The sequence below is a fragment of the Spirillospora sp. NPDC047279 genome (genome assembly GCF_040643285.1).
Classification (GTDB): domain Bacteria; phylum Actinomycetota; class Actinomycetes; order Streptosporangiales; family Streptosporangiaceae; genus Spirillospora.
Genome location: NZ_JBEYUA010000004.1, coordinates 370,484 through 392,127, shown reverse-complemented (window position 1 = coordinate 392,127; position 21,644 = coordinate 370,484). Strand labels below are relative to the sequence as shown.

The 21,644-nt window shown below is 73.9% G+C and carries 21 protein-coding genes; 10 read left to right on the top strand and 11 right to left on the bottom strand.

The window, feature by feature from the left end; translation table 11 throughout:
* Positions 1–16 precede the first annotated feature (16 nt).
* Positions 17–1,438: an amidase gene (locus tag ABZ810_RS12405; RefSeq protein ID WP_358402470.1), complete on the bottom strand. Its 1,422-nt coding sequence runs from the start codon at positions 1,436–1,438 to the stop codon at positions 17–19.
* Positions 1,439–1,514: 76 nt separating this feature from the next.
* Between ABZ810_RS12405 and ABZ810_RS12400 the strand changes: the two genes are divergently transcribed.
* The 5 genes from ABZ810_RS12400 (at position 1,515) to ABZ810_RS12380 (ending at position 4,883) form a co-directional block, all read left to right on the top strand.
* Positions 1,515–2,126 carry a TetR family transcriptional regulator gene (locus tag ABZ810_RS12400; protein WP_358402468.1) on the top strand — a complete coding sequence of 204 codons (612 nt, stop codon included), beginning with the start codon at positions 1,515–1,517 and terminating at the stop codon, positions 2,124–2,126.
* Between the two features lie 47 nt (positions 2,127–2,173).
* Complete coding sequence (locus ABZ810_RS12395; protein WP_358402467.1) at positions 2,174–2,509, top strand: metalloregulator ArsR/SmtB family transcription factor; 336 nt, start codon at positions 2,174–2,176, stop codon at positions 2,507–2,509.
* Positions 2,502–3,095: a TIGR03086 family metal-binding protein gene (locus ABZ810_RS12390; protein ID WP_358402465.1), complete on the top strand. Its 594-nt coding sequence runs from the start codon at positions 2,502–2,504 to the stop codon at positions 3,093–3,095. Before ABZ810_RS12395 ends, ABZ810_RS12390 begins: the two co-directional genes overlap by 8 nt.
* The gene (locus ABZ810_RS12385) at positions 3,092–3,571 is read left to right on the top strand and encodes an SRPBCC family protein (protein ID WP_358402463.1); all 480 of its coding nucleotides are present in this window, start codon (positions 3,092–3,094) and stop codon (positions 3,569–3,571) included. The genes ABZ810_RS12390 and ABZ810_RS12385 overlap by 4 nt, the downstream gene beginning before the upstream one ends.
* A gap of 460 nt (positions 3,572–4,031) precedes the next feature.
* Entirely contained in the window at positions 4,032–4,883 is an 852-nt protein-coding gene (locus ABZ810_RS12380; protein ID WP_358402461.1) for an SAM-dependent methyltransferase, read from the top strand.
* A gap of 68 nt (positions 4,884–4,951) precedes the next feature.
* Here the strand turns inward: ABZ810_RS12380 and ABZ810_RS12375 are convergent, their stop codons facing one another.
* Both ABZ810_RS12375 and ABZ810_RS12370 read right to left on the bottom strand, forming a co-directional pair.
* Entirely contained in the window at positions 4,952–6,295 is a 1,344-nt protein-coding gene (locus ABZ810_RS12375) for a HAMP domain-containing sensor histidine kinase (RefSeq protein ID WP_358402459.1), read from the bottom strand.
* 13 nt (positions 6,296–6,308) lie between these two features.
* Positions 6,309–6,989: a response regulator transcription factor gene (locus ABZ810_RS12370; RefSeq protein WP_358402457.1), complete on the bottom strand. Its 681-nt coding sequence runs from the start codon at positions 6,987–6,989 to the stop codon at positions 6,309–6,311.
* An 81-nt stretch (positions 6,990–7,070) separates the two neighbouring features.
* On the opposite strand from ABZ810_RS12370, the gene ABZ810_RS12365 reads away from it, so the two are divergent.
* Entirely contained in the window at positions 7,071–7,547 is a 477-nt protein-coding gene (locus tag ABZ810_RS12365) for a hypothetical protein (RefSeq protein WP_358402456.1), read from the top strand.
* 38 nt (positions 7,548–7,585) lie between these two features.
* Here the strand turns inward: ABZ810_RS12365 and ABZ810_RS12360 are convergent, their stop codons facing one another.
* The 5 genes from ABZ810_RS12360 to ABZ810_RS12340 are packed head-to-tail and all read right to left on the bottom strand — an operon-like array spanning position 7,586 to position 14,205.
* Complete coding sequence (locus tag ABZ810_RS12360; RefSeq protein WP_358402454.1) at positions 7,586–8,434, bottom strand: TIGR03619 family F420-dependent LLM class oxidoreductase; 849 nt, start codon at positions 8,432–8,434, stop codon at positions 7,586–7,588.
* Positions 8,431–10,008 carry a hydantoinase B/oxoprolinase family protein gene (locus tag ABZ810_RS12355; RefSeq protein ID WP_358402453.1) on the bottom strand — a complete coding sequence of 526 codons (1,578 nt, stop codon included), beginning with the start codon at positions 10,006–10,008 and terminating at the stop codon, positions 8,431–8,433. Before ABZ810_RS12355 ends, ABZ810_RS12360 begins: the two co-directional genes overlap by 4 nt.
* Positions 10,005–12,089, bottom strand: a complete 2,085-nt coding sequence (locus ABZ810_RS12350) for a hydantoinase/oxoprolinase family protein (RefSeq protein WP_358402451.1) — start codon at positions 12,087–12,089, stop codon at positions 10,005–10,007. Before ABZ810_RS12350 ends, ABZ810_RS12355 begins: the two co-directional genes overlap by 4 nt.
* Positions 12,086–13,087, bottom strand: a complete 1,002-nt coding sequence (locus ABZ810_RS12345; protein ID WP_358402449.1) for an acyl-CoA dehydrogenase family protein — start codon at positions 13,085–13,087, stop codon at positions 12,086–12,088. The genes ABZ810_RS12350 and ABZ810_RS12345 overlap by 4 nt, the downstream gene beginning before the upstream one ends.
* On the bottom strand, positions 13,084–14,205 hold the full coding sequence (locus ABZ810_RS12340) for an acyl-CoA dehydrogenase family protein (protein WP_358402447.1): 1,122 nt from the start codon (positions 14,203–14,205) through the stop codon (positions 13,084–13,086). Before ABZ810_RS12340 ends, ABZ810_RS12345 begins: the two co-directional genes overlap by 4 nt.
* A gap of 55 nt (positions 14,206–14,260) precedes the next feature.
* On the opposite strand from ABZ810_RS12340, the gene ABZ810_RS12335 reads away from it, so the two are divergent.
* Entirely contained in the window at positions 14,261–15,049 is a 789-nt protein-coding gene (locus ABZ810_RS12335) for an SDR family oxidoreductase (RefSeq protein ID WP_358402445.1), read from the top strand.
* Between the two features lie 52 nt (positions 15,050–15,101).
* On the opposite strand, the gene ABZ810_RS12330 is transcribed toward ABZ810_RS12335, so the two are convergent.
* Positions 15,102–15,743: a PaaI family thioesterase gene (locus ABZ810_RS12330; protein ID WP_358402443.1), complete on the bottom strand. Its 642-nt coding sequence runs from the start codon at positions 15,741–15,743 to the stop codon at positions 15,102–15,104.
* A gap of 143 nt (positions 15,744–15,886) precedes the next feature.
* Between ABZ810_RS12330 and ABZ810_RS12325 the strand changes: the two genes are divergently transcribed.
* The 3 genes from ABZ810_RS12325 (at position 15,887) to ABZ810_RS12315 (ending at position 18,087) form a co-directional block, all read left to right on the top strand.
* Complete coding sequence (locus ABZ810_RS12325; protein WP_358402441.1) at positions 15,887–16,222, top strand: YciI family protein; 336 nt, start codon at positions 15,887–15,889, stop codon at positions 16,220–16,222.
* Complete coding sequence (locus ABZ810_RS12320; RefSeq protein ID WP_358402439.1) at positions 16,219–17,391, top strand: RNA polymerase sigma factor; 1,173 nt, start codon at positions 16,219–16,221, stop codon at positions 17,389–17,391. Before ABZ810_RS12325 ends, ABZ810_RS12320 begins: the two co-directional genes overlap by 4 nt.
* A 102-nt stretch (positions 17,392–17,493) precedes the next feature.
* A complete protein-coding gene (locus ABZ810_RS12315) occupies positions 17,494–18,087 on the top strand; it encodes a dihydrofolate reductase family protein (RefSeq protein WP_358402437.1) in 594 nt (197 codons plus the stop codon).
* A gap of 136 nt (positions 18,088–18,223) precedes the next feature.
* Here ABZ810_RS12315 and ABZ810_RS12310 read toward each other — a convergent pair whose 3' ends face one another.
* Positions 18,224–18,964, bottom strand: a complete 741-nt coding sequence (locus ABZ810_RS12310) for an ABC transporter ATP-binding protein (RefSeq protein WP_358402436.1) — start codon at positions 18,962–18,964, stop codon at positions 18,224–18,226.
* Positions 18,961–21,633: an ATP-binding cassette domain-containing protein gene (locus ABZ810_RS12305; RefSeq protein ID WP_358402434.1), complete on the bottom strand. Its 2,673-nt coding sequence runs from the start codon at positions 21,631–21,633 to the stop codon at positions 18,961–18,963. Before ABZ810_RS12305 ends, ABZ810_RS12310 begins: the two co-directional genes overlap by 4 nt.
* Positions 21,634–21,644: the final 11 nt, after the last annotated feature.

Here is a 21,644-nt window from a genome sequence, read left to right as displayed (position 1 = left end):
CGACCGCCCGCCCCGGCTATCCGGGGCGGCGCGCGGTCCAGCCCTCGGCGCGTTCGAGCTGGGCGGCCAGGGAGATGAGCGTCGCCTCGTCGGAGTCGTGGCCGAGCAGCTGCGCGCCGATGGGCAGGCCGGAGGCGCTGAGCCCGGCGGGGACGTTCACCGCGGGCCAGCCCAGCACGTTCCACGTCCACGCGTACGGGCACGCCGCGGCGACGCCCGACTGCGTCTTCTGGTAGCCCGCGCCGTCGAACGCGCCGACCCTCAGCGGGAGCTGCGCGGTGGTCGGGGTGAGGACCACGTCCGCGTACTGGTAGATCCGGCCGATCCGCCGCCGCAGGCCCGGGTCCATGCGTTTGGCCAGCGGGAGCAGCCGCTTGCCCAGGACCCTGCCGAGCCGCGCCTCCACCGCCGTCCGCGGCTCCGGCACGGGGTTGGGCATCGAGTCGAGCCAGTCGGCGACGCCGGACGTACCGCGCGGGACCAGGCCGAGCGCGACGAGGCCGTAGTCGGGGTCGGCGGGGAAGACCTTGTGCCCGAGGTCGGTGAGCCGCCGCGCGAGCCGTTCGACGGCGAGGCGGATCTGCGGGTCGAGCCGCCCGCTCACGCCGAACGCGGTCTTGTACGAGACGGCGACGCGCAGCCGTCCGGGTTCGCGCCGCGCCGCCTCGACGAACGGGGTGCGGGGCGCGTCGAGCCGGTAGACGTCCTCGGGGTGGCTGCCGGTGAGGACGTCCAGCAGCAGCGCCGCGTCCTCCACGCTGCGCGCCAGCGGCCCCCACACGGTGATGCCGTTGAACGGGTCGGTCTGCGGGAAGCCCGACACCCGGCCGCGCTGCGGCTTGATGCCGACCAGGCCCGTCCACGCCGCCGGGATGCGGATCGACCCGGCGCCGTCGGAGCCGACCGCCGCCGCGACCATGCCGGCCGCCACGGCCGCCGCGGAGCCGCCCGACGACCCGCCCGGCGTGAAGTCGGGGTTCCACGGGTTGCGGGCCGCGCCGAACCCCGGCGACTCGCTGAACGGCCAGAGCCCGATCTCGCACGTCGTCGTCTTGCCGACGATGATCGCGCCGGCCGCGCGCAGCCGCCGCACCTGCTCGGCGTCCCGCGTGGCGGGCCTGTGGTCGCCCAGGACCGCGAACGGGGTGGTCTCCCCCGCCAGGTCGGTGTCGTCCTTGATGGCGACCGGAACGCCCAGCAGCGGCGCGGGCCGTGCCTCGCCCCCGTTGCCGCGCCCCGCCGCCGCCCTGCCGTCCCGCAGCCGCTTGTCGGCCTGGGCGGCCTCGGCGCGCGCCGCCTCCGCCCGGACGACGCGGAACGCGCCCAGCGAGTCCTGGGCGGCGATGCGCTCCAGCGAGTGCTCGACCAGGTCGGTGGACGAGATCTCGCCCCGCGCCAGCAGGTCCGCCTGCTCGGCCAGTCCGAGGTACTCCCGCACGGCTGCTCCTCCCGCAAGGTATCGTTCGTTCGAACGAACGATAGCGAAGCGACGCCCGGCGCGAAAGACTGGATCCGTGAGCACACCCGAACCCGCACGTGACCGGACCGCCGCGCCCGACCGGACCGGCGCGCGTGACCGGATCCTGAACGCCACCCTGCGCCTCATCGGCGAGCAGGGGCTCGGCGCCGTGACCAACCGCGCCGTGGCGAAGGCGGCCGGTGTCTCGCTCGGCTCGCTCACCTACCACTTCCCGAGCCAGACCGACCTGCTGCGCGAGTCGCTCCAGGCGTTCGTGGACGCCGAGATCGCCCGCATCACCGCGTACGTCACCCGGCTGCGCGACGCCGACATCGACCCCGACCAGGCCGCCGACCTGGTCGAGAAGGCCATCATCGAGTTCGCGTACGGGCCCGAGCAGATCGCCAACCTGGAGCTCCACCTGCACGCCGCCCGCGACACCGACGTGCGCGCCACCGCGGTGCGCTCGGTCGAGGCCTACGACCGGCTCGCCACCGCCGTGCTCACCGCGCTCGACATCCCCGACGCCGAACGGCACGCCCCCGCCGTGGTCACCATGCTCTACGGCCTGGCCGTCCGGCGGCTGGCGACCGGCGACACCTCCGCCGCCGGCACCGCCGACGCCTTCCGCCTGCTGCTGCGCGGCGCCCTCGGCTCGCGTTCCTGACGACCCGCACCTTGACAAACCAAACGGTTATGGAACTAATGGGTTATATGAAGGCCGACACGCTCGACGCCACCTTCGCCGCGCTGGCCGACCCGACGCGCCGGGCGATCATCGCCCGGCTCCGCCAGGGCGAGGCCACCGTGACCGAGCTCGCCGAACCGTTCGCCATGAGCCAGCCCGCGATCTCCAAGCACGTCAAGGTGCTCGAGCGCGCCGGGCTGGTCACGCGCGGCCGGGACGCGCAGCGCCGGCCGTGCCGGCTGGAGGCGACGGCCCTCAAGGAGGCCACGGACTGGCTGGAGGACTACCGCGCCCTCTGGGAAGAGCGTTACCGCGGCCTCGACGCACTGCTCGACCGGCTCAAAGGGGAGACACATGAGTGAGATCGCCGATCGTTACCGCCGCCGCGCCGACGCCTTCGAGGCCAAGGTCGCCGCCGTCCGCCCCGGCCAGTGGGAGGACCCCTCCCCCTGCGAGAAGTGGACCGCCCGCGACGTCGTGCGCCACATCATCGACATGCACGCGGTGATGCTGCGGCCGCACGGGCGCACGCTGACCCCCGCGCCGTCGGTCGACGACGACCCGGTCGCGGCCCTGCGCGCCGCGCGCGCCGACGTGGAGGCGCTCCTCGCCGATCCCGCGCTCGCGGCCTTCGAGGGCACCAGCCCCGCCGGCACGATGACCACCGAGCAGCACATCGACCAGGTCGTCAGCGCCGACCTGCCGCTGCACGGCTGGGACCTCGCCCGCGCGACCGGCCAGGACGACACGATCGACCCGCTCGACGTCGAGCCGTTCTGGCAGGGCATGACCTCGCTGCCGCCGGAGGTCATCGAGAGCTTCCGCACGCCGGGCGCGCACGGACCCGGCGTGGAGGTGTTCGGCCCCGAGGTGAAGGTCCCCGCGGACGCGCCCCTCCAGGACCGGCTGCTCGGGTTCATCGGGCGCGACCCGCGGTGGCGGCCGTGACGGAAGGGCTGACGGTCGCGACGCCCTCCGGGCGCGCGATCGTCATGACCCGCTCGTTCGACGCGCCCCGCTCCCTGGTCTTCGCCGCCTGGACCCGGCCCGAGCTGGTCGCGCGCTGGTACGGCGCGCACGGCTGGGACATCGTCGACGCGCGCATCGACCTCAACGTGGGCGGGGCGTGGCGGTTCGTCTGGCACGGGCCCGGCGGCGCGACCATGGCCTCCGGCGGCGTCTACCGCGAGATCGAGGAGCCGGTGCTGCTGACCTACACCGAGACCTTCGACGAGCACTGGTATCCGGGCGAGTCCCTGGTCAGTCACGACTTCACCGAGCGGGCCGGCGTCACCACGCTGACCTCAACGCTGCTGTTCGAGTCGCGGGAGGCCCGCGACCTGGTCATCTCCTCGCCGATGGACCGCGGCGTGGCGGAGGGCTACGAGAGACTCGACACGTGGCTGGCGAGCGCGGCATCCTGAGACCTGCCGGCAACCGGCGGCATCTTGAGAACGCCCGGCGGGCGCGGCCCCTGAAACGCCTGCGACCCGCACGGCCCCCGAGCGGGGTTACGGGCCGTACGGGCCGGAAGCTCGTCTCAATCAGGAAGCCAAAGTCGGAACCTCAGCCGACGTTCACTGTGCTCTCCAGCCTGTGCACCTCCGCTGTGTCTCCGATGTGACACCTGAAACGTTATGGGGCGGTGACCCCGGGCGGAACGCGCTTAAGGCTCACTTAGGGAGCGCCTGAGAAGACCCTAATCAGAATCGGGCGTCAGGTGCGCTATCGCCCGCGCCACAGGGGGTTCCGGGGGGTCGCGGAATTGCGGGCGAGGCCGGATAACGTTCAAAGGAACGTCCTGAATCTGGGCATGGATCCTGCTTTGGGTAGGTACGATCTTGAAGATCGACGTCTTCCCCGTCTGCCGCCGGAGGTGGCCCCATGTCCGAACCGACGGAGTCGCCCTGGCGGCTGCCGAGCACCGGTGAGATCGAGACCGTCGTCCCGCCGGAGATCGACACCGCCAAGCCGCACACCGCGCGGATCTACGACTACATGCTCGGCGGCAAGGACAACTTCGAGGCGGACCGGCAGGTGGCCGGGCAGGTCCTGAAGGCCATCCCGGACATGCGGAACACCCTGCGCCTCAACCGCCAGTTCCTGCGGCGCGCGGTGCGGTACTCGGTGCGGCGCGGCGTCAGCCAGTTCCTCGACGTCGGCACCGGGATCCCGACGGCCGGCAACACCCACGAGGTGGCGCAGGCGATGGATCCGGCGGCGCGCATCGCCTACGTCGACCACGACCCCATCGTGCTCGCGCACGCCCGCGCGCTGATGACCGGCGACGACCGCGGCCGCACCACGTTCGTCCAGGCGGACCTGCGCGAGCCCGAGGCGATCCTGGCGGCGCCCGAGATCCGCGAGGTGCTCGACCTGACGGCGCCGGTCACGCTGATGCTCGTCTCGATCCTGCACTTCATCCAGGACGACGAGGACCCGCACGGGCTGGCCCGCCGGCTGGTGGACGCGCTCGCGCCGGGCAGCTACCTGGTGTTGTCGCACGCCTCGCTCGACCCCAACCCCGAGCAGGGCGCCGAGGGCGCCGCGCAGTGGAAGAACGCCTCGTCCACCATGACGATGCGCCCGTACGGGGAGATCCTGCGCATGTTCGACGGGCTGGAGCTGATCGAGCCGGGCCTGACGACGGACTGGAACCCCGACGACGAGCCGGACGAGCCCGGGCTCAGCCTGGCCAACGTCTGGGGCTACGCGGGCGTCGCCATCAAGCGCTGAGCCGCGCCGCGGCCCCGAGCGGAGCCGCGCCGCTCCGCCGAGCCGGTCGCCGCCCGGTGCCCCTCGCGCTACGTGCGCGAGTGGCGGCGCCGGACGAGCCGCCGCGAACGGCGGGCCGGCGGCAGCGAACGCGTGCGGAACCACATCTGGACCTGGGCGCCGCCCAGCACCGAACGGTGGATGCGCACGTACCCGCCCGTGGACTCGGCGGCGCGGCGGGCGATGTCCAGCCCCAGCCCGGTCGAGCCGCCGCTGCTGCGCCCGCGCTGGAGGGCCGCCTTGGGGTCGGCGATGCCGGGCCCGGCGTCGGCGACGAGGATGCCCGTCACCCCCTCCCCCACGTGCAGGGTCACCGCGAACGCCGTGCCCTCGGAGGTGTACCGGAACACGTTGCCGAGCAGGGCGTCCACCGCGGCGGCCAGCTCGCTGCCCGGCAGCGGCAGCTCCGCGGGCCGGTGCGCGCCGATCAGCTCGCAGGAGCGTCCCTCGTCCTCGGCGAGCACCGACCAGAACGCCACCCGGTCGGCGAGCACCTTGGCCGCGTCGCAGCTGCCGCGCTCGCTGGGACGCCGCACCGACCGGATGATCTGGTCGACCTCGTGCTCCAGCCGGTCGACGGCCTCCCGGGTCTGGTCGGGCACCGGGCCGTTGCCGAGTGCCTCGGCGTTGAGCCGCAACGCCGCCAGCGGCGTGCGCAGCCGGTGCGAGAGGTCGGCGGCCATCTCCCGTTCCGCCGCGAGCAGCTGGACCACGTGGTCGGCCATGGCGTTGAACGCCACCCCGGCCTCGATCAGCTCCGGCGGCCCGTCCGGGTCGATCCGCACGCTCAGGTCGCCGTCGCCGAACGCGCCCGCCGCCTCGGCCAGCCGCCGCGTGGCCCGGATGACCCGGGCGCCCAGCCGGTCGGCGACCGCGACCGAGCCGGCCACCAGCGCCGCGGCGACCATGGTCATGACCACCCAGGCCTTCCAGACGCCCTGGGTGAGATCGCCGTCGGGCACGTACACCTCGACCACCGCGGCCCGCCCGCCGTCCAGCGAGACGGGCTGGAGCAGCGCGTAGCCGCCGGAGACGCCCGCGGTGTACGACCGGCCCCGCCGGCCCGCCTCGGCGAGCTGGGCGGGCTTGGCGTGCGCCGTCTCGGCCTCGTTCTTGGGGATCACCTGGCCGTCCGGCAGGTACACCCGCATGCGCCGGGCCGCGCCCGCCTGGGTGCTGGCCACGGCGCGCTCCAGCGCGGCCGGGTCCTGCGTGACGACCAGCACCGGGCCCAGCGCGCTCGCCTGCCGCTCGGCGGCGGTGAGCGCGCGGTCCCTGGCGATCTCCCGGACGGTGAGGCCGAGCGGGATGAGGAACGCCAGCGCGACCATCGAGGTCACGGCCAGCGACACCAGAACGAGCGTTCTCCTCATGACTCCGGCCCGCTCACGACTCGGGCTCGGCCAGCCGCACTCCGACGCCGCGGACGGTATGCAGGTAGCGGGGCTTGGCCGCGGTCTCACCGAGCTTGCGGCGCAGCCAGGACAGGTGGACGTCGATGGTCTGGTCGTCGCCGTAGGCCTGCCGCCACACCTCGGCGAGCAGCTCGCGCCTGGCCACCACCCGGCCCGGCCGGGCCGCCAGATAGGCCAGCAGGTCGAACTCGCGCCGGGTGAGCTCCAGCGAGGCACCGTCGAGGGACACCTCCCGCCGGTCCATGTCGATGCGGAGCCCGCCCACGTGGATCTCCGCGGTGGGGCCGGCCCGGCCGGACCGGCGCAGCACCGCGGCCAGCCGGGCACTGAGGTGCTCGGCCGAGAACGGTTTGATCAGGTAGTCGTCCGCGCCCGCGTTGAGCAGCCGGACGATCTCCGGCTCGTCGTCGCGCGCGGTCGCGATGATCACTGGGACGTCGGACACCCCCCGCAACATCTTGAGGACCTCGGCACCGTCCAGATCGGGCAGTCCGAGATCGAGGATCACGACGTCGGGGGGAGCCTGCGTCACCTCGCGCAGCGCGTCCATCGCGGTCCCGACACTGCGCACCACATGGGACCGCGCGCTCAACTCCCTGATCAAGGCGGTACGGACGTTCGCGTCGTCCTCGACCACCAGCACACTCGCCATGCCCGCACCGTATGCCACCATGTGCGAATGCGTCGCACGATGTCGTATGTTGCCCCCTGGGCGGGTGTCACGGCACTAGCCGTGACCCTCTCCTGGCTGGGCGTTCGCGATGTCGTGCGCACCGCGGTGTCCGGCCGTTCGGCCCCGCCGCCCATCGCCGGACCGGTGATCCACTCCAGCCCGTCCGACCCGCCGGGGCCCAGCACGGTGGGCACGCCGACCGCACGCCCCGAGCCGACCGGCACGCCGTCCCCGACCCCCTCACCGGACACGACGCCCGCGCCGGAACGTTCGCCGTCCCCGTCCGGGCCGGCCGATCCCGAGGCGGCCGAGTCCGGCGACGTGCGCAGCTACGCCACCCGCGGCGGCCGGGCGGCGATGGCGATGGACGGCGACAAGGTGCGGCTGGTGTCGGCCATCTCCAACCCGGGCTTCGAGACGCGCGTCACCCCGGCCGAGGGGTGGTTGCGGGTCGACTTCATGGGCGCCGACCACACCTCGTCGGTGATCGCCACCTGGTACGAGCACGACCCCATCGTCCGCGTCTACGAGTACTAGCCGCCCAGAAGCCGAGCCCGGACTTTGAGCCCGGACGTTCAGGAGCGCTCGACGCCGTAGTCGGCGGCGAACGCGGCGAGCCTCTCGGCGGCCTCGCGGGTGCGCGTCCAGGGGCGGACGATGAGCCGGTCGACGCCGAGGGCCTCCCACTCGGCGACCTCGCCGGGCCCGGACAGCTCGTACGCGTGCACGGTGATCTCGAACGGCTCGCCCTCGCGCCCGGCGGCCTTGCGCAGCTCGCGCAGCCGCTCGATCCGGGTCCGGGCGCCGTCGAGGGTCTGCGGCATGCTGATCCAGCCGTCGCACAACGTCGCGGCCCGGCGCAGCGCGGCACCGGACTCGCCGCCCGCGACGATCGGCAGCCGCGCCTGGACGGGCTTGGGCTCGAACGCCACCTCGGGGAAGTCGAAGTGCTCGCCGTGGTGCTCGACGGCGGGTTCGGTCCAGAGCCGCCGGGAGACCTCGATCGCCTCGTCCAGCCGCTTCCCGCGCGTCCTGAAGTCGACGCCGGCGGCGATCCACTCGCCCTCGTACCACCCGGCCCCGACGCCGACGATCGCGCGCCCTCCGGAGATCTGGTCGAGGGTGGCGAACGCCCGCGCGGCCACGAACGGATGGCGCAGCCCGTACAGGTACACGGCGGTGCCGAGCCGGACGTGCTCGGTCACGGCCGCCAGCGCGCACAGGTAGGCGGGCGCGTCGAAGAGCGGCGTCGCCGGCTTGATGCCGGGCTCCTCCGTCCCCGGGTACCTCGCCGTCGACAGGTCGGTGGCGAAGACCAGGTGCTCGGGCAGCCACACCGACTCGAAGCCGAGCCGGTCGGCCTCGACCGTGAGATCCCGCCAGATGCCCGGATGGACGAGCCCGAGCGGCACTCCGAACTTCATGCGTCCTCCGTGTTCCCGGTGCCGTCCTCCGTGCCGTATCCGCCGCCGCCCGAGGTCTCCACGACCAGGGCCTCGCCCGCGGCGAGCGGCTGCCGGGTCGCCTTGGTGCCGAGGGGCTCGCGGGTGCCGTCGGCGCGTTCCCGGTAGTAGCCCCCGGCGCGGCCGGGGCCGCCGCCGGACGCGCCGGGCGGTGGCCGCTCCAGCCGGTCGCCGCGGGTGTCCACGCGCGCCTCCTCCAGCATCCTGATCACCGTCCGGGTGCCGCGGCCGCCCCGGTACCGTCCGGTGCCGCCGGAGTCCTCGATCAGCGAGACCTCCTCGATCCGGACCGGCAGCCGGGCCTCGATCGGCTCGGCCTGCGGGATGATGTTGCGGCCGCCGCCGAACAGCGCGCCGGTCGCGTCCGGGCCGTGGCAGCCCTCCCGGGCGCCCATCCCGCCGAGGTCGAACGACATGTGCAGCCACGGCCGCCGCACGCCGCTGATGCTGAACGCCTGGAGGATCCCCGAGGCGGCCACTCCCCCGCTGGGCAGTGCGCCGGTGACGGCGGCGAAGATGGCCTCCTCGGCCGCCGCGACCGTGCCGAACCTCCCGCCGCCCGGGTACGGGGGCGTGCAGTGCACGAGCGTGCCGCGCGGCATCCGGACGTCGACGGGGGTGAAGCAGCCCTCGTTCATCGGCAGCGCCGGGTCGACGAAGCACCGCACCGCGTACATCACGCCGCCGTGGGTCTGCGAGAAGCCCGAGTTGATCGGCAGCGGCACCTGCTCGTCGGTGCCGTCGAAGTCGACCACCACGCCGCCCTCGCCGTCGGGGGTGACCGCGACCCGGACGGTGTGCCCGTCGTCGAGCCGGTACTCCCCGCGGTGGGTGCCCGGCGGCAGCCCGGCGAGGCCCTCGCGCATGCGGCGTTCGGTGTGGGCGAGGTAGTCCTCGACGCCGCGCGCCAGCCCGTCCGGCGTGTGGCTCTCGACGATCTCGCCGAGCCGCCGGGCCGCCACGTTGACGCCGGCGATCAGCGCCCGCAGGTCGCCGACGAGCTTGTCGGGCGTGCGGCTGTTGGCCGCCAGCACGCGCACCAGGTCGTCCACCAGCCCGCCGGCCGTCGCGATCCGGACGGGCGGAAGCTGCACGCCCTCCAGGAAGATGTCGGTGGCGTCCGAGGCCATGCCGCCCGCCGACAGGCCCGACAGATCGGCCACGTGGATCAGCGTGCCGGTGAAATAGGCGGGCCGCCCCTGGATGAAGACGGGCCGGAACACGAGCAGGTCGTTGGCGTGGATGCCGCCCTGGTAGACGTCGTTGAGGACGAACACGTCCCCGTCGGCCATCGTCTCGGGCGGGTAGGCCTTCAGCACGTACGGCAGCGCGCTGCGCAGGCTGGCGCACTGGATCAGCGCGGTCGACAGCGAGTGCGCGATCAGCCGGCCGCGGGCGTCCAGGATGGCCGCCGCCGCGTCCGCGCCCTCCACGATGAACGTCGAGTACGCCGAGCGCACCACGACGATGCTCGCCTCCTCGGCGGCCACGCAGAGCGCGTTGCGCAGGATCTCCGCGGTCAGGTCGTCGTTCATGAGCGCTCCCTCTCCAGCAGGATCGCGCCGCGCTCGTCCACCACGCCGCGCCAGCCCGGCGGCACCAGCAGCGAGCACTGCGGCTCGGTGACGACGCACGGCCCGGCGAGCTCGTCGCCCGCCCGGCACGCCGCGCGGTCGAGCACCGGCACGTCGGCGTGCTTCCCGTCCAGCCGGACGCGGCGGGTGCCCGCCACGGCGTCGGGGACCGCGTCGGCGCGCGGCAGCCCGGGCGACCCCGACGGGATGACGACGCGGACCCGGGCCGTGGTCATCTCCACCGGATCGCGCAGGTCGATGCCGTACGACTCGTGGTAGCGCTTGTAGAACTCCTCGGCCGCGCGCTGCACGATCTCGGGGGTGATCTGCCCGGACGGCAGCTCGACCGTGAACGCGTGGGCCTGCCCGACGAACCTGATGCCGACCGACCGGACCGCGGTCGCGTCGCCCGGATCGGACAGGTCGGCGCGGGCGGCGCGTTCGAGGTCGGCGAAGATCGCGGCCAGCTCGCCCAGCGCGTCGCGGCTCGCCGAGCACGACACCAGCGTGCTGACCGGCGCGAGGAACGTCCGGGCCCGCTCGATCGCGAGGTCGGCGTGCAGGAGCCCGACGGCCGAGCCGACGCCCGCCTGCGGCGGCACCAGCACCCGGCCGATCCCGAACCGCTCGGCCAGCCGGGCGACGTGCGTGGGCGCCGCGCCGCCGAGGGCGACCAGCGTGAAACCGCGCGGGTCGATGCCGCGCCGCACGGTCACCACGTGCACGGCCGCGCCCATCTGCGCGTTGGCGATCTCGTGGATCGCGGCCGCCGCCTCCTCCACGTCCACGCCCAGCGGCGCCGCGACGTGCTCCTCGATCGCGGTCCGCGCGCGGGCGGCGTCGAGCCGGAACTCCCCGAAGCCGTCCGGGTCGAGGTAGCCGAGGACGAGGTTGGCGTCGGTGACCGTGGGCAGCTCGCCGCCGCGCCCGTAGCAGGCGGGCCCCGGATCGGCGCCCGCCGAGCGCGGCCCGACGCGCAGCGTGCCGGCGTCCGCCCAGGCGATCGATCCGCCGCCGGAGCCGACCTCGGCCAGGTCGATCGCGGGCACCTTGATCGGCACGCCGGTGCCGGGGCGGCGCCCGCCGAAGCTGCCCTTGCCGCCGACCTGGAACTCGTGCGTGATGCCCGGCCGCCCGCCGCGCACCAGACCGGCCTTGGCGGTGGTGCCGCCCATGTCGAACGAGATCAGGTCGGCCAGCCCGCGTTCGGCGCCGTGGCGGGCCGCCGCGATGACGCCGGCGGCCGGGCCCGACTCGATCGTGTAGACGGCGCGGGACGCGGCGAGCGCGGCGGGCAGCACGCCGCCCGCCGACTCCATGACGTGGATCGGCGCGGTGACGCCGAGCCCGGCCAGGCCGTCGCCGAGCCGTCCCAGGTAGGACGCCATCACCGGGCCGACGTAGGCCGACATCAGGGTCGTGGTCGCGCGCTCGTACTCGCCGAGCTCCGGCCAGACCGCCGCCGACTCCACGACCGGGGTGCCCGCCGGGAGCCGGGCCGCGATGATCTCCGCCAGCCGCCGTTCGTGCGCCGGGTTGAGGTAGGAGTGCAGCAGGCAGATCGCCACCGCCGAGACGCCGAGCGCGGCGATCTCGCCGGCCACCCGCGCGGCGGCCTCCTCGTCCAGCGCGCGCAGCACCTCGCCGCTCGCGCCGATCCGTTCCGGGACGGCGAACGTGTGCGTCGTGGGCACCGGCGGGTCGGGCTGCTCGTAGGCCAGGTCGTAGCGTTCCTCCTCCACCCGGGCCTGCCGGCCCAGCGCCAGCATCGACGTGAAGCCCGCGGTGGTCACGAACGCGACCGGCACGCCGGTGCGTTCGAGGATCACGTTGGTGGCCAGGGTGGTGGCGTGCACGAACCGGCCGACCCGGCCCGGCGCGACCCCGGCGCCGTCGAGCACCTGCCGCACGCCGCGCAGCAGCCCGACGGCGGGGTCGTCCGGGGTGGTGAGCGTCTTGGCGACCTGGACCCGGCCGTCGTCGTCGATGAGCACGACGTCGGTGAACGTGCCCCCGACGTCACTGGCGAGGGTCAGCGTCATGGCAGCCTTACCGTCCTCGGTCCGGAGGGGTCGTCGAGCAGCGCGGCGCGCAGCCGCGCGCGGTGCAGGCCGTCGTCGCCCCAGGCGGAGCGCAGCGCCCACACCCGGTTGAGCCACAGCCGCAGGTCGAGCTCGTCGGTGTAGCCGATCGCGCCGTGCACCTGGAGCGCCGTGCGGGCGGCCCGGTGCGCGGCCGCGCTCGCCGCCGTCCTGGCCGCGGACACGTCCCGGGAGGCGGTCGGCGCGCCGTGGGTGAGCGCGTACGCGGCCCGGTGGACGAGCGGCGCGGCGAACTCCAGCGCGATCGCCACGTCGGCGAGCTGGTGCTTGAGCGCCTGGAACGAGCCGATGACCTTGCCGAACTGGCGGCGCTGCCCCGCGTACCCGACCGCCTCCTCGCGCAGCCGTCGGCCGAGCCCGACGAGCTGCGCCGCCGTCATCAGCGCCGCCGCGTCGAACGCGCCCCCGAACGCGGTGCCGGCCTCGGGGCCGAGCGCGGCCGCGGCACCCGCGTCCAGGTCGTCGGTGAACAGCGGCCGCGTCGCGTCCACCGACTCGTGCGGCGTCAGCGCGACCTCGCCGCGCGCCGCGACGGTCGTGCCCGCGACGAGGACGTCGGCGAGGTCGGCGTCGGGAAGGTAGGGCGTGTACGCGCCGCGCACCGACACCGTCACCGCGCCGGCCGCGATGCCCTCGAGCTGCTCCGCGGGCATCAGGGCCGGCGCGGCGACGGCGGTCTCGACGAGGGGGCCCGGTACCGCGTACCAGCCGGTCTCCTCGTAGGCCAGGACGGTGTCGAGCGGGGTCAGCCCGAGCCCGCCGTGCTCTTCGGCGATGTGGGCGCCGAGCAGGCCGACGTCGGCCAGGGCGCGCCACGCGGGCCCGGGGCGCCCACGCCCGGCCGCGGCCCGCACGGCCTCGGGCGGGCACGCCTTGTCGAGCACCTCACCGACGGTCTCGGCGAGCAGCCGCTGGTCTTCGGTGAATGAGAACTTCATCGGGGCAGCCCCAGGACTCGCTCGGCGATGATGTTGCGCTGGATCTCGTTCGTCCCGGCGTAGATCGGCCCGGCGAGGGCGAAGAGGAAGCCGTCCAGCCAGCGCGAGGCCACCGGCGCGCGCGGGCCGAGCAGGTCGAGGGCCAGCTCGTGCATGCGCAGGTCGAGCTCGGACCAGAACACCTTCATCAGGCTGGAGTCGGCGCCCAGCTCGATGCCCTCGGCCAGGCGCGCGGCGGCGCGGAACGTGTGGAGCCGGTAGGCCTCGCTGTCGGTCCACGCCGCGACGGCCGCGTCCCGCAACGTCTGGTCGTCGCTCTGCCGGGCCAGCTCCAGGAGCCGGTCCGCGGTCGCCATGAAGCGGCCGGGGCTGCGCAGCGTCAGGCCGCGCTCGGAGCTGGTGGTGGCCATCGCGACCTTCCAGCCCTGGCCCAGCTCGCCGAGGACGCCGTCGGCCGGGACGTGCACGTCGTCGAAGAAGATCTCCGCGAAGCCGTGCTCGCCGTCGAGCTGCGCGATCGGCCGGACCGTGACGCCCTCGCTGTCCAGCGGCAGCATGAAGTAGGTCAGCCCGTGATGGCGCTCGCTCTCGGGGTCGGTGCGGAAGAGCCCGAAGCACCAGTCGGCGTAGACGGCCCGCGAGCTCCACGTCTTCTGCCCGTTCAGCCGCCAGCCGTCGCCGTCGGGGCGGGCGGTGGCCCGCAGCGAGGCCAGGTCGCTGCCCGACTCGGGCTCCGACCAGGCCTGCGCCCACACGTCGTCGGCCCGTGCCATGCGCGGCAGGTGGCGGCGCTTCTGCTCGTCGGTGCCGTACGCCATGAGCGTGGGCGCGAGGAGGAAGATCCCGTTCTGGCTGACCCGGCCCGGCGCGCCCGAGGCCCAGTACTCCTCCTCGAAGATCAGCCAGTCGATCAGGCCGGCGCCGCGGCCGCCGTACTCCTCGGGCCACGAGACCACCGCGAGCCGCGCCCCGGCGAGCGTGCGCTCCCAGTCGCGGTGCCGTTCGAACCCCTCGGCGGTGTCCATGGACGGGAGCGGCTCGGCGGGCACGTGGCCGGCCAGCCACGCACGGACCTCCTCCCGGAACTCCTGCTGATGCGGGGTGAAGGTGAGATCCACGCGACCTCCGGAACGCGACCCAGAAACCTAACTAGCGCTTGGTACGCTAACGCCCATGATGCTGGAGGGCAAGGTCGCGGTCATCACAGGAGCGGGCCCCGGCCTGGGACGGACGCTCGCCGTCCTCATGGCCCGGGAGGGCGCCGACGTCGTCGTCGCGGCGCGCACCGGGGCCACCGTCGAGTCGATCGCCGGCGCCGTGCGGGCCGAGGGCCGGGACGCGCTCGCCGTCCCGACCGACGTCTCCGAGCCCGGCCAGGTGCGGGCGCTGGCCGACGCGGCGATCTCCCGGTTCGGCCGGGTGGACGTGCTGGTGAACGCGGCGTTCCCCGGCACGCACCGCAAGAACGTGCTCGACATGGACGACGACTACCTGGAGCTGTGGCGTTCGGCCGTCGATATCGCCACGTTCGGCACGCTGCTGGCCTGCCGGCACATCGCCCCGCACATGGTCGCGGCCGGCGGCGGCTCGATCGTCAACGTGACCTCGATGTCCAGCCGCATGGGGTACGCGGGCCGCTCCGACTACGCCGCCGGGAAGGCCGGCGTGCACCTGCTGTCGCACTGCCTCGCCGACGAGCTCGGCCCGTCCGGCGTCCGCGTCAACTGCGTCGCGCCCGGCTGGATCGCCGGCGACGTCCTGGAGGACTGGATGCGCACCCGCGCCGCGGCGGAGGGCGTCGCCTACGAGGACGTCCTCGCCCGCGACACCGCCGCCATGGCGCTGCGCCGCATCGCCTCGGAGGAGGACATCGCGCGGGCCGTCATCTTCCTCGCCTCCGACCAGGCCAGGGCCACCACCGGCGCCACCATCGACGTCAACGGCGGCCAGCACTTCACGTGACCCTGACCTTCCCTTCGCCGGGGGCGCGGCGGTGCAGGACGGCCCGGCCGGCTCACCTGGAGGGCATCACGAACATCGCGGTCGCCTCCACCGTCGTGCGGCCGTCCGGCCCGATGATGCGCGCGTCCGCGAACGTCTTGCGCCCGTCCGACCCGGTCGCCCTGCCCTCCGCGACCAGCGGCACCCCGTACGGCGTCGGCCGCCGGTAGCGCAGGTCGAGCTTCGCGGTCATGCCGGGCGTGCCGTTGGCCGCCGCGGCGACGCCGAGCAGCTGATCGAGGATCATCGCCGACACCCCGCCGTGGACGAAGCTCGGCGGCCCCTCGTACAGCACGTTCACGCTGAACTCGGCGCGTGCCGTCCCGTCCGGCAGCACCCGGATGTCGACCGGCGGGGCCACCGGGTTGAGCAGGCCGCTCACCGGCCCGGCGAGCTGGCGCGCCGGGCCCTCGGCGGCGTTCTCGGCGACCGGCGGGTGCTCACGCCGCACCGCCGCGAGCCGCGCCGTGAGCGCGGCGACCTCGTCCCGGACGGCGGCCACCTCCGCGAGGTCGACGTCGGTGTAGACCACCATCTCGTTCAGCTCGCGCACCCGCGCGGTCAGATCGGCCAGCGCGGCCACCTGCTCGGTGCTCATCGGCGCACCCCCGCGTCCGGCGATCGCCCGCTGCATCGCCGCCCCGGCCCCGCTCATCCAGCCTCCCCGACCTCACCGCGCCCACGAACAACCGAACGAAATTCTAGATCAGCTCCGGCGATCCCGGTGAACCGGCGTCCACGGGTGTCGATCCGGGCCTCCCCCGTTCGTGTAGAAGGCGAGATGGGAAGGAGCACACGATGAAGTACCTGCTCAGCATCTACCAGCCGGAGGGCGAGGCTCCACCGGAGGTCCTCGCCGAGGTGATGCCGCGGCTGAAGGCCCTCAACCAGGAGCTCGTTGAGTCGGGCTCCTGGGTGTTCGCGGGCGGGCTGCACCCGCCGAGCTCCGCCACCGTCGTCCGCGACGAGGACGGCGAGGCGCTGCTCACCGACGGTCCGTTCATCGAGAGCAAGGAGTTCCTCGGCGGCTTCACGATCATCGAGGCGGACGACCTGGACGCCGCCCTCGAATGGGGCCGCAGGTTCGCCGCCGCCAGCACGCTCCCGATCGAGGTCCGCCCGTTCCACGAATGAACGAGATCGAACGCGTCTTCCGCGAGGAGCACGGCCGGGCGGTGTCGGTCCTGGTCCGCGTCTTCGGCGACATCGACGTCGCCGAGGAGGCGGTCCAGGACGCGTTCGCCACCGCCACCCGCCGCTGGCCGGAGACCGGGCCGCCGCCGAGCCCGGCCGGCTGGATCATCACCACCGCCCGCAACCGCGCCATCGACCGCCTCCGCCGCGAGTCCCAGCGCCCCGGCAAGCACGCCGAGGCCGCGTTCCTCCAGTTCCAGGCCGAACCTCCCGAGGAGGGCGCCGTGCCGGACGAGCGGCTCCGCCTGATCTTCACCTGCTGCCACCCGGCCCTGTCCCCGGCCGCCCGCGTCGCGCTCACCCTCCGCCTGCTCGGCGGCCTGACCACCGCCGAGATCGCCCGCGCGTTCCTCGTCCCCGAGCCGACCATGGCCCAGCGCGTCGTCCGCGCCAAGAACAAGATCCGCGACGCCCGCATCCCGTACCGTGTCCCCGGCGAGGCCGACCTCCCCGCCCGCCTTCGCGCCGTCCTCGCCGTCATCTACCTGATCTTCAACGAGGGGCACCTCACCCGCGCGGACCTCTGCGCCGAGGCCATCCGCCTCGGCCGCGTCCTGACGGCCCTCATGCCCGACGAACCCGAGGCGCACGGCCTCCTGGCGCTCATGCTGCTCACCGAGGCCCGCCGCCCCGCCCGCACCTCCGGCTCCGGCGACCTGATCCTGCTCTCCGACCAGGACCGGACCCGCTGGGATCAGGCCCTCATCGCCGAAGGCCGCACGATCGTCCGCGCGTGCCTCCGCCGCGACCGGCCGGGGCCGTACCAGATCCAGGCCGCGATCAACGCCGTCCACACCGACCCGCCCACCGACTGGCGCCAGATCGTCCAGCTCTACGACCATCTGCTGGCCATCACCCCCGGCCCGATCGTGTCCCTCAACCGCGCCATTGCCATCGCCGAGCTCGAAGGCCCCGAGGCGGCGCTCTCCCTGCTGGACGCCCTGCCCCTCGGCGACTACCGCCTCTTCCACTCCACCCGCGCCGACCTGCTCCGCCGCCTGGACCGCCCCGCCCAAGCCGCCGCCGCCTACGACAGGGCCCTGGCCCTCACCGAGAACCCCGTCGAACGCAGGTTCCTCCAGGACCGGCGCCGGACCCTGCCCCTGTGACACCGGATTCTCACCGACAACTTTTTTTGTCTTGACAATCCAGATCGTCGGATGCCAGAGTCGGGGCATCGCCAGGAACGACGAGCACGAGGAGCAGGTCCCATGCGCATCACGGTCATCGAATTCATGAGCCTCGACGGCGTCGTGCAGGCCCCCGGCGGCCCCGAGGAGGACACCGACGGCGGCTTCGCCCACGGCGGCTGGTCACACCCGTTCTTCGACCCCGAGACCGTCGGCGCCGCGTTCGACGGCGCGGTGAACGACAGCGGCGCCCTGCTCTACGGCCGCCGCACCTGGCAGAACATGGCGAACGCGTGGCCCCGGCAGGCCGGCGACCCGTTCGCCGACAAGATGAACGCCATCAAGAAGTACGTCGTCTCCGACACCCTCGGCAAGGACGACCTCACCTGGAACAACACCGAGCTCGTCCCCGGCGGCGACGCCGTCGCCCGCATCCGCGAGCTGCGCGGGTCCGGCGAGGGCCACCTCACCGTCATGGGCAGCCCGTCCGTCGCCCGCCTCCTCCTGAGCGAGGGCCTGGTCGACGAGCTCCGCCTCATCATCGAGCCGGTCCTCCTCGGCGGCGGGAAGTCGATCTTCCCCGACGACGGCGGCAAGCACACCCTCGAACTGGTCTCCGCCGTCACCAGTCCCAAGGGCGTCCAGGTCTGCACCTACCGGACGGTCTCCGAGTGACCCCGGCACCCCGCCACGGCCGGCACCCGGCCGTGGCGGAACCATGCCGGCCGAGCCAGGTCAGCCGAGCACGTCCAGCACGGCTCCCGTGTCGAGACGGAACGGCCGCACCTCGGCGATCGTTGCGGATCGATGGTCAGCCCAGGTAGGCGGCTCTCACGACGGGGTCCTCGCGGATCTGGGCGGGGGCGGCGTCGGCGATGACCTTGCCGAGGTCGAGGACGACGATGCGTTCACAGGCGCGCATGACGAAGCCGACGTCGTGTTCGACCAGGAGGACGGTGGCGTCCAGGTCGCGGACGACGGAGGCGAAGAGGGCGGACTGGTCGGAGTCGAGGCCCGAGGTGGGTTCGTCGAGGAGGAGGACGGCGGGGTCGTCGACGATGGCGCGGGCGAGTTCCACCATCCGGCGCTGGCCGATGGGGAGGTCGGCGGCGTAGGCGGCGGAGAGGTCGGCGATGCCGCACCGTTCGAGGACCTCGGTGGCGCGGGCGCGGCGGGTGGACTCGAGGTTGCGGCGGGCGCGCCAGCCGACGAGGTCGGCGGCGAGGCCACCGCCGCCGCCGTGCCATTCGACGGCGGCGAGGACGTTGTCGAGGACGGTGAGGCGGCCGAAGACCTGGGGGCGCTGGAAGGTGCGGCGGAGGCCGAGCCGGGAACGTTTGACGGCGCTGGCTGAGGTGACGTCGGTGCCGCGGAGGCCGACCGTGCCCGAGGTGGGGCGGCGCAGGCCGGTGACGACGTCGAAGAGGGTCGTCTTGCCCGCGCCGTTGGGGCCGATGACGCCGCAGGTCTCACCCTTGGGGACGGTGAACGTGACGTCGGTGAGGGCGTGGATGCCGCCGAAGCGGACGCTGACGGAGGTGATGTCGATCATTGGTCCCCCACGTGGGCGAGGCCGAGGTAGGCGGAGGCCAGGCGGTCGTCGTCCACCTCGCCGCGGGGACCGGCCCAGGAGATGCGGCCGAGGCGCATGAACGCGACGGTGTCGGCGAGGGCGAGGACCTCGCTCGCCTTCTCCTCGACGACGAGGAGGGCCACGCCCCGGTCGCGGAGTTCGCCGAAGAGCTCGAAGATCTGCTCGACGACGAGGGGGGCGAGGCCGAGGGAGGGCTCGTCGGCGATGAGGACCCGGGGCGGGCGGACGAGGGCCGGGGCGAGGGCCAGGATCTGCTGTTCGCCGCCGGAGAGGGCCCCGGCGGGGATGGTGCGGCGGTCGGCGAGGTTGGTGAGGCGTTCGTAGACCTGCTCGCGGTCGGCGGCCGAGGGGAGCCAGGTGGTGAGGTTCTCCTCGACGGTGAGGGCGGGGAAGACGCCGCGGCCCTCCGGGGCGAGGTAGATGCCCGCGCGTGAACGTTTGTGGGCGGGCCAGGAGGTGATGTCCTCGCCGTCGAGCAGGACGCGGCCGGCGGCGGGGGTCATGGAGCCCGCCACGGCGCAGGCGGTGGACTTGCCGGCGCCGTTGGCGCCGAGGAGCGCGACGACCTTGCCCGCGGGGACGGCCAGGTCCACGCCGCGCAGGACGGTCACGTCGCCGTAGCCGGCGACGATGCCCTCCAGCCGGAGGACGGCGTCCTCGGCGGGCGGCGCGGGGGTCTCCGGTTCGGCCGCTCTGACCTCGGCCTGTTTCTCGGTGCGCTTGCGGCGGCGGTAGCGGCGTTCGGCCATCTGGGCGAGGACGCCGTCGGGGTGCTTGGCGAGGATCATGCCGCCCAGGCCGAAGAGGATCATTCCGACGTAGGCGGAGTCGGTGAAGTTGTCGAGGACCTCGGGGAAGAGGGCCATGATGAGGCCGCCGAGGACGGCGCCGCCGACGCGGCGCACGCCCTGGAGGACGACGACGGCGAGCCAGACGAAGCCGGTGAGCGCGGGCAGGTCGGTGGCGGTGATCTGCCCGTTGAACGTGGCGTACAGGATGCCGCCCAGTCCCGCGATGCCGGACGCCAGGGCGAAGAGGGTGATCTTGGCCCGGGTCGCGGAGATGCCGACCGAGAGGGCGGCGGTGGGCGCGGAACGCACGGCGAGGATGGCGCGGCCGGAGGCGGAGCGTTCCAGGTTGCGGATCAGCAGGCCGACCAGGCCGATGATCAGCAGGAGGATGACCACCCGGGCGCGGGGGTCGTTGGTGTCGGCGAAGCCCAGCGAGAAGGCCGGGAGCTTCCAGCCGACCGTGCCGTTGCTGAACGCGTCGATCTGGAAGAGGACCTGGTCGGCGAGCAGGGCCAGGGCGAGGGTCGCCAGGGCGAGGACGCGGCCGCCCAGGCGCAGGGCGGGGAGGGCGACGAGGATGCCCGCGGCGACCGCGGCCAGGACGCCGATGGCGACGGCCAGCGGGAACGGCAGGCCCTTGCTGAAGGCCAGGCCGGTGGCCAGCGCGGCGAGGGCGGCGAACGTGGCCTGCGCGAGGTTGACCATGCCGCCGATGCCGGTGACGACGACGAACGAGCAGAAGATGAGGGCCAGCACCAGGCCCTGCGCGACGAGGCCGACCCAGTAGTCGTCGCCGAGGGTGAACGTCCAGATGAGCAGGGCGACGACGGAGACGGTCCAGGGCAGGACGCGGCGCCAGCGCGGGAGGTCGGCGAGGTAGTCGGGGGGCGGGGCGTCCTCGGCGATCGAGCCCGCCACGCGTCCCTTCGCGCGGCCGAGGACGAGGAGGCCGGCGAAGAGGAGGATCGCGGGGATCGCGGTGCGGAAGCCGGTCACCTTCTCGGCGAAGTCGGCGTACCCGGCGACCAGGTTCTGGACGACGCCGAGCGCGAGACCGGCGGCGAAGGTGATCGGGATCGACTGGAGGCGGCCGAAGACGGCGGCCGTGGCCGAGGCGAAGAGCAGGACGGTGAAGGCGTTGGAGTCCAGGCCGAGCGCGGGCACGGCGAGGACTCCGGCGAGGCCGGCGAGGGTGGAGCTGAGCATCCAGGCCTGCGCGGACGCGGCGTCGGCGTCGATGCCGCGCAGGGTCGCCAGCCAGCGGCGGTCGACGGTGGCGCGCATCCGCAGGCCGAGCGGGGTGTGCCGCATGACCGCCCACAGGGCGAGCGCGGCGAGGACGGCGAAGACGAACGTGGTCAGCTGGTCGGAGTCGATGGTGACGCCGCCGAAGAGCGTCCACGACTCGACCGGGCGGGGTCCGAGGCCGCGGGCGGCGGCGCCCTCGGTGACCTTCGGCAGGTCGGCGCCGAACGTCTCCACGAGCACGTCCACGGCCCACAGGCCGAGCGCGGGGAGCGCGATGGTCAGGCCGATGGTGGCGACGATCTGGGCGGTCTCGCCCGCCGTCGCCAGCCCGCGGAACATCACCTTGTGCAGGACGTATCCCAACAGCGGCGCGACTCCCGCGATGGCGACGGGCCCGGCCAGCCATACCGGCCAGCCGAGTCCCGTCGTCAGCTCGAAGAAGATCAGCGCGGTGAGGAACCCGATCGCACCGTGCGCGAAGTTGAACACGCCGGTGGCGGAGTACGAGAGCGTGAGCCCGGAGGCCATCAGCGCGAAGATCGCACCGGTGACCAGGCCGCTCAGCACATAGCCGAGGAGTTCAGTCATCCGCTAGCTGC